General features: G+C 62.3%; 14 protein-coding genes and 1 other RNA gene. 5 read left to right on the top strand and 10 right to left on the bottom strand.

Annotation, left to right across the window (positions count from 1 at the left end):
- Positions 1-10 precede the first annotated feature (10 nt).
- From FJV83_RS14475 to ffs, 8 genes are all read right to left on the bottom strand, one after another.
- The gene (locus tag FJV83_RS14475; RefSeq protein ID WP_095771801.1) at positions 11-1,654 is read right to left on the bottom strand and encodes an ABC transporter substrate-binding protein; all 1,644 of its coding nucleotides are present in this window, start codon (positions 1,652-1,654) and stop codon (positions 11-13) included.
- A 261-nt stretch (positions 1,655-1,915) separates the two neighbouring features.
- On the bottom strand, positions 1,916-3,208 hold the full coding sequence (locus tag FJV83_RS14470) for a lytic murein transglycosylase (RefSeq protein ID WP_142886553.1): 1,293 nt from the start codon (positions 3,206-3,208) through the stop codon (positions 1,916-1,918).
- A 26-nt stretch (positions 3,209-3,234) separates the two neighbouring features.
- Positions 3,235-3,840: a recombination mediator RecR gene (gene recR / locus FJV83_RS14465; protein ID WP_095771799.1), complete on the bottom strand. Its 606-nt coding sequence runs from the start codon at positions 3,838-3,840 to the stop codon at positions 3,235-3,237.
- An 89-nt stretch (positions 3,841-3,929) separates the two neighbouring features.
- Positions 3,930-4,925: a cell wall hydrolase gene (locus FJV83_RS14460; protein ID WP_142886552.1), complete on the bottom strand. Its 996-nt coding sequence runs from the start codon at positions 4,923-4,925 to the stop codon at positions 3,930-3,932.
- Between the two features lie 228 nt (positions 4,926-5,153).
- The gene (locus tag FJV83_RS14455; protein WP_095791920.1) at positions 5,154-5,561 is read right to left on the bottom strand and encodes a hypothetical protein; all 408 of its coding nucleotides are present in this window, start codon (positions 5,559-5,561) and stop codon (positions 5,154-5,156) included.
- A gap of 76 nt (positions 5,562-5,637) precedes the next feature.
- Positions 5,638-5,961, bottom strand: a complete 324-nt coding sequence (locus FJV83_RS14450; RefSeq protein ID WP_095771796.1) for a YbaB/EbfC family nucleoid-associated protein — start codon at positions 5,959-5,961, stop codon at positions 5,638-5,640.
- Between the two features lie 23 nt (positions 5,962-5,984).
- On the bottom strand, positions 5,985-7,802 hold the full coding sequence (locus FJV83_RS14445) for a DNA polymerase III subunit gamma/tau (RefSeq protein WP_142886551.1): 1,818 nt from the start codon (positions 7,800-7,802) through the stop codon (positions 5,985-5,987).
- Between the two features lie 105 nt (positions 7,803-7,907).
- Positions 7,908-8,004: signal recognition particle sRNA small type (gene ffs / locus FJV83_RS14440), an RNA gene on the bottom strand.
- Positions 8,005-8,148: 144 nt separating this feature from the next.
- Here ffs and FJV83_RS14435 point away from each other — a divergent pair.
- The 5 genes from FJV83_RS14435 to FJV83_RS14415 all read left to right on the top strand — a co-directional run bounded on the left by FJV83_RS14435 (position 8,149) and on the right by FJV83_RS14415 (position 11,161).
- Complete coding sequence (locus tag FJV83_RS14435; protein WP_095771794.1) at positions 8,149-8,568, top strand: HIT family protein; 420 nt, start codon at positions 8,149-8,151, stop codon at positions 8,566-8,568.
- 69 nt (positions 8,569-8,637) lie between these two features.
- Positions 8,638-9,582 carry an NAD(+) diphosphatase gene (gene nudC / locus FJV83_RS14430; protein WP_142886550.1) on the top strand — a complete coding sequence of 315 codons (945 nt, stop codon included), beginning with the start codon at positions 8,638-8,640 and terminating at the stop codon, positions 9,580-9,582.
- Between the two features lie 434 nt (positions 9,583-10,016).
- Positions 10,017-10,322, top strand: a complete 306-nt coding sequence (locus FJV83_RS14425) for a Dabb family protein (protein WP_095771792.1) — start codon at positions 10,017-10,019, stop codon at positions 10,320-10,322.
- Positions 10,323-10,484: 162 nt separating this feature from the next.
- Positions 10,485-10,736 carry a type II toxin-antitoxin system Phd/YefM family antitoxin gene (locus FJV83_RS14420; RefSeq protein WP_140888225.1) on the top strand — a complete coding sequence of 84 codons (252 nt, stop codon included), beginning with the start codon at positions 10,485-10,487 and terminating at the stop codon, positions 10,734-10,736.
- On the top strand, positions 10,736-11,161 hold the full coding sequence (locus FJV83_RS14415) for a type II toxin-antitoxin system VapC family toxin (RefSeq protein WP_142886549.1): 426 nt from the start codon (positions 10,736-10,738) through the stop codon (positions 11,159-11,161). Before FJV83_RS14420 ends, FJV83_RS14415 begins: the two co-directional genes overlap by 1 nt.
- Positions 11,162-11,191: 30 nt before the next feature.
- On the opposite strand, the gene FJV83_RS14410 is transcribed toward FJV83_RS14415, so the two are convergent.
- The gene (locus tag FJV83_RS14410; protein ID WP_064984594.1) at positions 11,192-12,055 is read right to left on the bottom strand and encodes a prephenate dehydratase; all 864 of its coding nucleotides are present in this window, start codon (positions 12,053-12,055) and stop codon (positions 11,192-11,194) included.
- 36 nt (positions 12,056-12,091) lie between these two features.
- Positions 12,092-12,820 carry a 3-deoxy-manno-octulosonate cytidylyltransferase gene (locus FJV83_RS14405; protein ID WP_010913277.1) on the bottom strand — a complete coding sequence of 243 codons (729 nt, stop codon included), beginning with the start codon at positions 12,818-12,820 and terminating at the stop codon, positions 12,092-12,094.
- Between the last annotated feature and the right edge of the window lie 43 nt (positions 12,821-12,863).

Raw genomic sequence — 12,863 nt, 5'->3', positions numbered from 1 at the left:
CGTCCGCGCGCTATTCTTTCGAGACCGGCCCGACGAAGTTGGTGTCGAAGCTCGGGCCGAGCGCGAAGCCCTTGAGGTTCTTGCGCAGCCCGGCCACTTCCAATTGCTGATGGATGATGACGAAGGGGCTGGTGTCGAGGATCTTCTGCTGCAAATCCTTGTACATGTCGGCGCGCTTGCCCGTATCCTTCTCCAGCAGTGCCGCTTCGGTTTCCTTGGTCAGGTCCGGAATGTCCCAGGAATTGCGCCAGGCGAGCGTGTGCGACTTGCCGGCATCCGAATTGTCGGGGTTGGAGGCGAAGGTCTGGGCGTTGGAGTTCGGATCGAAATAATCCTGGCCCCAATTGCCGATATAGATGTCATGGTTGCGGGCGCGGTACTTGGTCAGCGTCTGCTTGCCGTCGCCGGGGATGATTTCCAGCTTGATGCCGGCCTGGCCGAGCGTCTGCTGGATCGATTCCGCCATGCCGGTCGTCGGCTGGCCGGTGCGCACGTCCATGGTGACGCTGAAGCCGTCTGCCAGGCCGGCCTTGGCTAGCAATTCCTTGGCCTTGGCAACGTCGAGCTTGAAGGGATTGGTGTCGATGGCGCCGAGATCGCCCTTGGGCAAGAATGATTGGTGGATTTCGCCGATACCCTTGAGGATGGTCGAGCTCAGCGCATCGTAGTCGACCAGATATTTGAAGGCCTGGCGGACCTCGGGCTTGGCGAGGTTCGGGTTCTTCTGGTTGAGGCTGATGTAGTAGACCGTGCCTTTCGGCGCGCTGGTGGTGGTGAGCTTGTCGTTCTTGGCGATGGCGTCGAGATCATTCGGCTCGAGGTTGCGGGCAACGTCGATGTCGCCGGCTTCGAGCGCCAGGCGCTGGGCCGAGCTCTCCTTCATATTGCGGTAGATGACGCGGGCGAGCTTGGCCTTTTCTCCGTGATAGTTGTCGTTGCGCTCCATGACGACGGCTTCGTTGGCGCGCCATTCGCGCAGCTTGTAGGCGCCGGAGCCGGCATAGCCGGTCTTCAGCCAGGCATTGCCGAAGTCGTTGTCCCATTTGTAGTCGGCGCTCGGCGTCACCGCGGCGACATGCTCCTTGACCAGCTTGGCATCAACGATCGAGGCGACGGTGGCCGACAGGCAGTTCAGCACGAAGCTCGGCGCATACGCCTTGTCGACGGTGAACTGGAATGTGGTGTCGTCGATTGCCTTGGCCTTTTCGGCGACGTTGTCGCCGCTGATGCCGAACTGGTCGATGATGAAGGCCGGGCTCTTGTCCAGCTTGACGGCGCGCTCGAACGAATAGGCGACGTCAGCCGCGGTGATCGGGTTGCCCGAGGCAAATTTGAGGCCCGGCTTGAGCTTGAAAGTGTAGGTCAGGCCGTCGTCGGAGACGGTCCAGCTCTCCGCGAGATCCGGCTTGACCTTGGAGGTGTCGCCGAGGTCGAGACGGACCAGCAGGTCATAGGTGTTGCCGGTGACTTCGGCGGTCGACAGCTCGAACGCTTCGCCCGGATCCATGGAGATGATGTCGTCGATGGCGAATCCCTCGACCAGCGTGTCGGCGGGCGTGACGGCGAAGGCAGGCGCTGCGCCAATGAGCAACGCGGACACCGCCGCGCCCGCCAGCAAGGCACGCGAGCGAAGAGCAAACTTTTCCATCATCATCGTGATTGTTCCCTGTTTTGTTGGTTGTTGACCTGAGTTCCCGGCTCAGGGTTGCAGAATTCTTGTCGGGGCCGAACGACAGCCCTCAAGCCCCTTACCGTCGTGGTTTTTGTCCAATTGGTCAACAGCATATCCGGCCGCTTTGTGACGGGCAACGAGCATTTGCAGAACGGCCCATTGGAGCAGAATGGCGGGCAGCACGTCGACGCACGGGCCAGCCGATCGGGGCCGCCGGACGAGAAAATCTGCCAATTATTCGAGTTATTTCAGCACGGCGACCAGGCCGGCATCGGGAAAGCAGGTCGCTGCCTGGCCGTTCTTGGACTGCCACTTGCCGATCGAACGGCGGGTCTTGAAGCCCGGCAGGCCGTCGGCGCTGCCGACATCATAGCCCTTGGCCTCCAGCGCCCGCTGCAAGGCGGCGATGTCGGAGCGATGGAGATCGCCGACCGGACCCCAGTTGCCGGAAAAATTCTGGTCGCCATGCGCAATGCGGTCGGCGCCGTGACCGATGAACAGCGCGTAGAGGTCGCTGGTGTTGTATTCCTTCAGCACATAGAAATTGGGGGTAGCGATAAAAGCCGGCCCGCTGCGGCCGGCCGGCATCAGCAGGAAGCCCTCCACCTTCAGCTCGCTCGCCGGAAACGGCTTGCCGCCGACGCGCTTGATGCCCATGCCAACCCACTCGGAGATCTTCTTGCCCTGATCGGGACCTTCCAGCGAGCAGGAGACGCTGTCGGGCACGGTTACCTCGAAGCCCCAGCCGCGTCCCCTCACCCAGCCATAATGGACGAGATAGTTGGCGATCGAGGCGAGCACGTCGGGCGTCGAGTTCCAGATATCGACGCGCCCATCACCGTCGAAATCCACCGCGTGCTTGAGAAAGGAGGTTGGCATGAATTGCGGCTGGCCAAGCGCACCGGCCCAGGACGATTTCATCGCGCCGACCGGGGCGAGGCCGCGTTGGACGATTTCCAGCGCGGCCAACAGCTCGGTGCGAAAGAAATCCTTCTTCGTCGACATGAACGCCTTGGTGCCCAGCACCTCGAAGGCGTCGTAAGGCATCTTTGCCGCGCCGAAGCCGGTCTCGCGGCCCCAGATCGCCAGAAGGATCTCGCCGGGCACGCCATAGCGCTTTTCGATCGCCGCAAGCGTCCTGGCGTTGGCGGCTTCGCGCGCGCGGCCGCCCGACGTCACCGCACGAACCGTCTTCTCGGCGAAATAGGCGCCGGGCGAGCCGAACTCGGCCTGATGCTGCTTCTGCGGCGTCTTCGGCTTCTCGCCGGGCATGACAAGGTCGGGCAGCTTCAAATTAGGCCTTATGCCGTCGAAGGCGGCATCGAAAGTCTGCTTGGAAATGCCTTTGGCCTTGGCCTCGGGCCAGAGGTCGTTCTGCAGCCAGGCGCGGAATTGGTCGTCGATCTTGGCGGCCGAGGCGGGGGCAGAAAAGACGAGGAAGGCAAGCGCAGCCAGGAAAAATGCAAGACAGAGCTGGCGACGTCCGCGTTCTGTGTCGGTGCTTGGCACCAGCCTCGAAGGACGCGCAACAATCATTATCCGCACCCTTCCCGCCAATTGCATCAAAACGCCGTCCGTGCGCGCAGCGCGGCGGCGAGCGTGCCCTCGTCGAGATAGTCGAGTTCACCGCCGACCGGCACGCCATGCGCCAGCCTTGTCACCTTGATGTCGAAGCCGGACAGCTGGTCGGTGAGGTAGTGCGCGGTCGTCTGGCCCTCGACCGTTGCGTTGACAGCGAGGATGATCTCCTTGACCTCGCCGCCGGCGACGCGGTCGATCAACGAGCGGATGTTGAGCTGGTCGGGGCCGACACCATCGAGCGGCGACAGCGTACCGCCGAGCACATGGTAGCGCACATTCATGGCGGCTGCCCGCTCCAACGCCCAGAGATCCGACACGTCCTCCACGACGATCAGCGTGGCGGCGTCGCGGCGCGGATCGGTGCAGATCATGCAAGGGTCGGATGTGTCGACATTGCCGCAAGTGGAACAGATGCGCACCTTGTCGGCGGCTTCGCCCATGGCGGCGGCGAGCGGCGACAGCAACTGTTCCTTCTTCTTGATCAGATGCAGCGCCGCGCGCCTGGCCGAACGGGGGCCAAGTCCCGGCACCTTGGCCAGGAGTTGGATCAGGCGTTCGATCTCGGGACCGGCGATTCGCTTGGACATTGCTCTGATCTAGGGTTTTTCAGAGCGCTTTGGAACATCCGGCGTCGCGCATGGTCGCCATACTGCCAATCGAAGCCGTGCGATGCGAATCAGTTGACCTCGAGCGGTCGAGACTGGCTGGCGATCATGGCACCGATGGCGTCGGTGTTCTCAGGCGTCGACTGGAACCCCATCGCCGCCTCTTGCGGCGCACCCTGAACCGAGGAAATGACGCGGGTGTTCAAGGTTCCGCCGAAACGGGCGGCGTCCGGTTCTTCCATCGGCTCCTGCATCGCGACCATTGTCGGCTTCACGGTCACCCGCGCCGACTTGGCCGTGGGCGCCGCGGCGGCGGTCACATAGGTCTCTTGAGCCGGGGCGGCGGTCCTGATCTTGGGCTGATGAGCCGGTTCCGCGGCGGCGGTCATATAGGCCTGCTGCGCCGGAGCGGTTCGGGACGTTTTGGCGGGGCGCGCCGGCTCCGTCGAGGCAACCATCGTCACCGGCGCGGCCGGCTTCACGATCTCGGACCCGGCCGAGGCAACCGCCACCATTGGTTCATCCGGCAGCGGCTGCCAGTTGCGGCCGCGCTTCTCGTAGAAGGCATTGCCGCCGGCAACCATGGTGTAGTGCATGTTCTTGTAGGGGAAGCGGAGGCCGGCGGTGTGGAAATACATCGTGTTCTTCAGCTTGGCCTTGCGCTCGCCTTTGAGCACGGCATCGGCCGCTTCCTCGACATCGGGCATGGCGCGCGAATTCATCGGCCTGGTCATGACGCCCGGCGCGAATTGCCCCGGCTCTCCGACCACCTGGCAGATGGTGCTGCCGTGGTTGCCCGAGCGCAGCCGGTTCATGACCACGGTGCCGACAGCGATCATGCCATCGCGGCTCGAGCGGTTGGATTCGAAGAACATCGCCCTCTCCAGGCACTCCCTGTCCTTCGGCGAGTGGCTGGAGGCGCGCGACGTCAGGAAGCTCGGCGTGATGGCATCGGTCAGGCCTGCAACGGACATGCCGTGCGAAGTGGTCTGGCTGCAGGCGGCCAAAAACAGGGGAGACGTGATGACGCCGAGCAACAGCGGCGTCTTCCATCGCGTGACGATCAACAGGCTACCCTCTCACTTCGATGCCCGCCCCCAGGCTGCGGCAAGAATGAGACACTTTCGGGCAAAATGATGGCCAAAACGTTATTAACAAAGTACTGTTGCCGAAAAGGCACAATTTTGAGCCTTTCCAGATAGATCGAGCCGTCATTTCACGAAAGCGATGACCGCTCTCTCTTGGTTTCGCCGCAATTGCCGAGGGAAAACCTCGTCCCGTTTTTCCGGGAATCGCTACCGCGCGGTCGCAATCGCCGCCGGCTGGCCTGGCTCAGCCTCCTCGACCTTCTCCGAAAACAGGCCGCGCCTGAGAAACAGCGCCCGCGCGTCCCTGGCCGCCGGCGCGATCTTTCCCGGCCAGTCGCTGTCGATGAATTCGGCCTTGGTGAAATCGGGATTTGTTTCGGAGGCCGCCTCGAGGAATTCGGCGATCTCCAGCACGACAGCGCGTTCGTCCTTCGAAAGCGCCGACGTGCCGGCCTCGATCGACGGCCGGTGCACGAAATCCTCGAACAGGTAGAAGTAGCCCTTGATGCCGACAATATCGACGCCGGCATCGCAATCGGCGAGAATTTCCAGAATCTCGTAGATCCTGTTGCGGATACGCTGCTCGATCAGTCTTTCGGACGGCTCTTCGGTCATGGGCGCATCGCCGCTGGTTTAAACTTTCATGCATGCCGTTACCCCAAAACCGCTGCACGGTCTTGAGCGAGACGCATCAGAACGGCAGTTTCATTCCCGGCGGGATCGGCAGGCCTGATGTCAGCGCCTTGGTCTTTTCCTGCATGATCTGCTCGACCTTGGCCTTGGCGTCATTGTGAGCGGCCAGAATCAGGTCCTCGAGGATCTCGACCTCATCCTCCTTGAAAAGGGACGGGTCGATCTTCAGCGACTTCATCTCGAACTTGCCGCTCAATGTGACGCTGACCAGGCCACCGCCGGCCTGGCCGACGGATTCGACCGTAGCGATTTCATCCTGCATGGCCTGGAACTTGGCCTGCATTTCCTTCGCCTTGCCCATCAGGCCGAGAAGATCTTTCATGGTCCGATCCTTGTCTTGGTTTATCAGGTCTCGTCGTCATCCGCCGGCGGCTCGACCGGCACTTCGGCTGCGGTCGCGTCTGCCTCCGGCGCGTCGGGAATGCGCACGTCGATGATCTTGGCGCCGGGGAAGCGCGCCAGGATGGCGGCAACCGTCGGATCGCTCTTTGCATCGAGGAAGGCGTTTTCGCGCTTGGTCGATTCCATTTCGGCCAGTGTCTGGCCGCCCTCTTCCTTCGACAGCGACACCAGCCAGTTGCGGCCGGTCCAGGCGCGCAGTTTCGTCGTCAGGTCGTTGAGCAGCAGCTTGGGCGCATCGTCGGTCAGGCTGACGTCGATGCGGCCGGGCTCGAAGCGGACAGGACGGATGCAACGCTTGACCAGCACCTTGAAGGCTATGTCGCGCTGCGCGTCGGCAAGCGCAACGATGTCGGCCAGCGACCTGACCGGCACCTGCTGCGGCTCGGACACCGGCGCGGGCGGCGCGACGAAGGCGGCCGGCGCCGGCGTAGCCTCGACCAGCCGCATGGTCTGCGCGCCACCGGAACCGGATGGCATGCGCGCCTGCGCCACCGCGCTGGCCGCGCCGCCATTGCCAGGACCGGCAGGGGCGCCATTCGGGCGCGATGCGCCATTCTGAACTGTTGCTGCCCCGTCCAGTGATCGCAACGCCTCGTCCAGAGTCGGCAGGTCGGCGGCATGCGCCAGCCGGATCAGCACCATTTCGGCGGCACTGACCGGCCGGTTGGAGGACTGCACCTCGGGAATTCCCTTGAGCAGCATCTGCCAGGTCCGCGACAGCACACGGACCGACAGCGCCCTGGCGAAATCGGCGCCGCGCTGGCGCTCGTCCTGCGACAGCGATGCATCGTCCATGGCGGTCGGCACGAAACGCAACCGGGTGACGAGGTGGTTGAACTCGGCAAGATCGGTCAGCACCGCGGCCGGATCGGCGCCGGTGTCGTATTGCGCGCGGAATTCGGCGAGTGCCGCCGCCACGTCGCCCTTCATCACATGTTCGAACAGATCGACGATGCGGGCGCGGTCGGCCAGGCCCAGCATGGTCCGCACCGCTTCGGCGCTGACGGCGCCGGCGCCGTGCGCGATCGCCTGGTCGAGGATGGAGAGCGAATCGCGAGCCGAGCCTTCGGCCGCGCGCGCGATCATCGCCAGCGCGTCGTCGTCGACCGAAATGCCTTCCTTGGCGGCGATCGAGGAGAGATGCGCCACCAGCGCGCCGGCGTCGATGCGCCTGAGGTCAAAGCGCTGGCAGCGCGACAGGACGGTGATCGGAACCTTGCGGATCTCGGTGGTGGCGAAAATGAATTTGACGTGCGGAGGCGGCTCTTCCAGCGTTTTCAGCAGGCCGTTGAAGGCCTGCGTCGACAGCATGTGCACTTCGTCGATGATGTAGACCTTGTAGCGGGCCGAGACCGGCGCGTAGCGCACGCGCTCGATGATGTCCCTGATGTCGTCGATGCCGGTGTGCGAGGCGGCGTCCATCTCGATGACGTCGACATGGCGGCCTTCCATGATCGCCTGGCAATGCTCGCCGAGCACGGCGAGGTCGACGGAAGGCTGGTCGACGGTCGCGGTCTTGTAGTTCAGCGCCCGCGCCAGGATGCGCGCCGTGGTGGTCTTGCCGACACCGCGCACGCCGGTCAGCATCCAGGCCTGGGCAATGCGGCCGGTGGCAAAGGCGTTGGTGAGGGTGCGCACCATCGGCTCCTGGCCGACCAGCTCGGAAAAATTCGACGGCCGGTATTTGCGCGCCAGCACGCGGTAGGCGGCGGCCTTTCCATTCTCCGGGCTTTTTGGCCCCGAATTTCCGGCTTCGCTCATTCGCCCGTTAAGCTCCAAAAGGCCGCGCCCAAAGGCGCCGATTCCTGCGCATAGTCTCGCCCGCGCTGCAATGCGTCGTCAATGTCGCGAGGAAGGGCCGATGAGGTGGGAGGCTGGAACAATGACCCGTTCCGGGCTCGTTAGGGCTGCTTCCTTCCGGACCTGACCCGGTTGGCGAGTGGATCGTCCACCACCAACCTCCCGATGTCCATATCGGCAATTGCGCGACGAAATGCAAGTGCGCAGGCAAATCGGCGCCATCACAAGAGAGATTCACTTGCAGCCCCGATGCAGCCGCTCTAGCGTTCGTGGTTTGATGAAAACAAGAAAAGCAAGGGAAACGCCGATGCTGCCGGGCCTGAAGGCCGGATTCACTCTGGATGCCCGGCTGGAGGCGGACAGCGAGCAGTTGATGTGGCTTGGGCTGTGCGAATTGCGGGTGATGAACGACCGCCGCTGGCCATGGCTGCTCCTGGTGCCACAGCGGCCGGGCGCGGAAGAAATCCACGACATGACGCCGCTCGACCAGGCGATGCTGACCTTCGAGACCAATATGGTGGCGCAGGCGCTCAAGAAAGTCAGCGGCTGCACCAAGATCAACACCGGCGCGCTCGGCAATATCGTGCGCCAACTGCATATCCATATCGTCGCACGGTCCGAAGGCGATCCCGGCTGGCCCGGCCCGGTATGGGGGTATGGCCTGCGCGAGCCCTATCAGCGTTCCGACCTGCGCCGGTTTGCCGAAACCGTAAGGGCGGCGCTATAAGCCTTCCCCGGTGTTGTTCCGAAACACGTTCATTCCCGGACATGTCCATTCCAAAGCATCAGAGACCGCATGAGCTTCCGCCTGTTTGACGCGCCTTTGCGCGAGCCGAGCCAGTTCGTCGGCTTTGCCGGCAACATGATCGACCGGCAATCCGAGAATCGAGCCGACGATTCGGTCGACAAGGCGCTGGCGGATCCGACGACGCGGCTTTTGCTGATGAATGGCGGCCGGCTCCACCTGAAGCTTGGTAACAGCGGCAGTCTCGATCCCTGGTTCGACGCCGCCGGGAGCGAACCCTTCAAGCCATTCTTCGCGCAGGGCGTGCTGCTCGGCTTTTCCGAACAGGGGCCGGTGCTGGCGATGCCTGTCGGAATCGAGGCCGAACAGCTGCCCGAGACCGTCAAGGCGATCGACTACCGCTCTGTCTACATGCAAGGGCTGATCGATGAAGCGGCGGCGGGGGCGATGGCGCAAGGGGCGGCCCTGCTTGCCTGGCACGCCAGCCATCGTTTTTGCAGCAAATGCGGCACGCAATCGCAAATGCGGGCCGGCGGCTACAAGCGCCATTGCCCGAATTGCGGCACCGAGCATTTTCCGCGCACCGACCCGGTAGCGATCATGCTGACGGCGACGCGGGAAAAATGCCTGCTCGGGCGCGGCCGACATTTCGCGCCGGGCATGTATTCAGCACTCGCCGGCTTCATTGAACCGGGCGAAACGATCGAGGCGGCGGTGCGCCGCGAAACGCTGGAGGAGGCCGGCATCCGGCTCGGCCGCGTCGTCTACCACGCCAGCCAGCCCTGGCCATTTCCCTATTCGCTGATGATCGGCTGCTTCGGCGAGCCGCTCAATGAGGACATCCAGGCCGACCTCAACGAGCTAGAGGACTGCCGCTGGTTCGGCCGCGACGAGGTGCGCCTCATGCTGGCCAGGGAGCATGCCGACAATCTGGTCACGCCGCCGAAAGGGGCGATCGCGCACCATCTCATCCGCGCCTGGGTCGACAGCGAATGAGCGAATTTATTCTGCGTCATATGTGGGCGTCTGTTTTGGTTGGGTTGCTGTCAGTCGATCCTGCAGCCGGCCATACCTTCGGCGGCCCTACAGCGTCAGATCCAGAAGGCTTCATAAGCAATTTACAAATGTCTGGCCGGATAGAGCGAAGATTTTTCTATTGCTCCATAGATCTAAGAATAGATAGAAACCTTTCAAGCGATAACTGCTTATATACCATCAGAAAATTGACACAGATATCAAAGAGGTTCGATTCTGGTCCAATAGAGCAATCCGATGTCAAACTCATGAGGAAACTCATCGAGATCATTGGCAAATTGGAGGGCATAGATGTCATTCGACAACCCAAGCAGTAAGATTCTCCTTTCCATAGGCCTCCTTCCAGCGAGGCTGAGAAGTTGGGAAAATTTTTGGAAGCATTGCAGGAGTAGAAAATGATCCGTCACACCGTCGTCTTCACGCTGAAGCATCCGCCGCATTCGCTGGAGGAAAAGCGTTTCCTGGTCGATGCCAAGAAAGCCCTCTCGACGATCCGGGGCGTCACGCATTTCGAACAGTTGCGGCAGATCAGCCCCAAGAACGACTATCAGTTCGGCTTCTCGATGGAGTTCGCCGACCAGGCCGCCTACACCAGATACAACGATCATCCCGACCATGTCGCCTTCGTGCGCGACCGCTGGGTGCCTGAGGTCGAGAAATTTCTCGAGATCGACTATGTGCCGCTGGGTGCGGTGATTTAAGCGCAGCCAGCGTCGAACAACAGCAAGCGCCATAGCGCTCCTGGCAAGCGCGACCCAACCCTATCCGTGAACTTGCGATGGGTTGCCATTCGTGCGCTCAACCTTGCAATTTCCGCTCAAACGGATTAAATGTGGTTACGTAACCACATTTGCGGAATTGGTATGATCACCACGCTTTCAGGTCGCGAACTCAATCAGGATCTAGGCCGTGCAAAACGCGCTGCCAAGGACGGCCCCGTGATCATCACCGACAGAGGGCGGCCAGTGCATGTCCTCTTATCGTTCGATGAATATAAACGGCTCACCGGTAAAACGCGGTCGCTCGGTGACATGCTGGCCACACCGGAAGCGGGTGACGTTGACTTGCCGCTGCCGCCCCGCACGGAACACGCCCAACCAGTAGACCTGTCCTGATGCTGTTGCTCGATACCAATGTCGTGTCCGAATTGCGCAAGGTATCGAGCGGTAGGGCGCATCCCAATGTCGTGCTCTGGAACGAAACCGTCGATCCAGCCGAAACCTTCATTTCGTCCGTAGTCCTGCACGAACTGGAGATTGCCGTAAGATTAGTAGAACACAACGACGCCGTTGCTGGCAAAGTGCTGCGCAATTGGTTGGAAAATGCGGTTCTCACAACATTTTCCGGTCGTATCTTGCCGCTGGACGACGCAGCGGCCGTTCAGGCGGCACAATGGCACGTGCCCAATCCCAAACCGATCAATCATGCCTATATCGCGGCCACGGCCTTCACCCGGCGGATGACGCTGGTGACGCGCAACATTGGCGATTTCGAGGGAACGGGAGTAACATTGGTAAATCCGTGGGACATCCAGGCGTAGGCTTTTAAGTCATGGCTTCCTGGAATTGCTCTAATCCGCCACTTTCCACTGCTCACGCGACTCGCTGGCCGGGTAGACGCCCAGGATCCGCACCTCGCGTGAGAAGAAGCGAAGCTCGTCCAGCGCCAGCTTGACCAGCGGATCGTCGGGATGGCCCTCGATGTCGGCGTAGAACAGGGTCGCGGTGAAAGCGCCGAGCTGGTAGCTCTCCAGCTTGGTCATGTTGATGCCGTTGGTGGCGAAGCCGCCCATGGCCTTGTAGAGAGCCGCCGGCACGTTGCGGACGCGGAAGATGAAAGTCGTCATCATCTTGGTGTCGGCTGAAGGCCGCTCGGCCCATTGTTTGCTCTTGGTCAGGACGACAAAACGGGTGACGTTCGAATCCGTGTCCTCGACATTTTCCTCGATGATATCGAGCCCGTAGAGCGTCGCCGCCAGCGCCGGCGACAGCGCGGCCATGGTGCGGTCCTTGACCTCGGAGATCATCTTGGCGGCACCGGCCGTATCGCCGGCGACGACCGCCTTCCAGCCGTTCTTGCGGATGTATTTGCGGCACTGGCCAAGTGCGTGGATGTGGCTGTGAACCGTCTTGATCTCGTCGCGCTTGACGCCGGGCAGCACCATCAGCTGGAAATGGATCGGCAGGAAATACTCGCCGACGATGTGCATCCGCGATTCCGGTAGAAGATGATGGATGTCGGCGACGCGTCCGGCGATGGTGTTCTCGATCGGGATCATGGCGAGGTCGGCCTTGCCGGTCTCGACCGCGTTGAAGGCATCCTCGAAGGTCGGGCATGGCAACGGCTCCATCGAGGGATAGACGTTGCGGCAGGCGGTGTCGGAATTGGCGCCCGGCTCACCCTGGAAGGATATTCTGTTGGTCTTTTCAGGCATGGCCGGGTCTCGATTCACGGGTGTCGAAGGGATTTCTCAGTTTGAAAGGATGGTTCGGGCGCGCTCAAGGTCTTGCGGCGTGTCGACGCCGAGCGGCAGCGACCGGACGATCTCGGCATCGATCCGCATGCCGGCTTCCAGCGCCCGCAACTGCTCAAGCCGTTCGCGGCGCTCCAGCGGTGACGGTTTCAGTGCGACAAAGCGCTCAAGCGCCGAGCGGCGATAGGCGTAGAGACCGACATGATGATAGAGTGGGCCCTCGCCCCAAGGCGCTGTGGCGCGGGTGAAATAGAGCGCCCTCAGCCGCGTGGCTGACAGCGGCGAACCGACGATCTTGACGACGTTCGGATTGGTCTTTTCCTCTTCGCGGACGATCTCGACACCAAGCGTGGCGATATCCACCGCCGCGTCCTCGAACGGCCTGAGCGAGGCGGCGATGATGCCGGGATCGATGGTCGGCAGGTCGCCCTGCACATTGACGATCGTTTCGACCTTGCGTCCGGGATCAAGCGCGGCCAGCGCCTCGTGGATGCGGTCGGAGCCGGATTCGTGGTCGATGCGCGTCATCACCGCCTCGAAACCATGCGCGCGCACCGCTTCGGCGACGCTTTGCGTGTCAGTCGCCACAACCACGCGGCCGAGGCCGGCTTCGGCCGCGCGACGGGCGACATGGACGATCATCGGCGCGCCGGATATGTCGGCCAGCGGCTTGCCCGGCAGGCGGGTGGAGGCCATGCGGGCCGGTATCAGGATCAGGGTGGACATGGCGGTGGCAAGGCGTTCGAAAAGAGGAGGGGAAAAGTGGCAA

Origin of the sequence: Mesorhizobium sp. WSM4307 (assembly GCF_007003945.1) — a bacterium.
In the GTDB taxonomy this organism is placed as follows: Bacteria; Pseudomonadota; Alphaproteobacteria; order Rhizobiales; family Rhizobiaceae; genus Mesorhizobium.
Note: the sequence above shows the minus strand (reverse complement) of the source record. Positions and strands in the feature narration are given on the sequence as shown.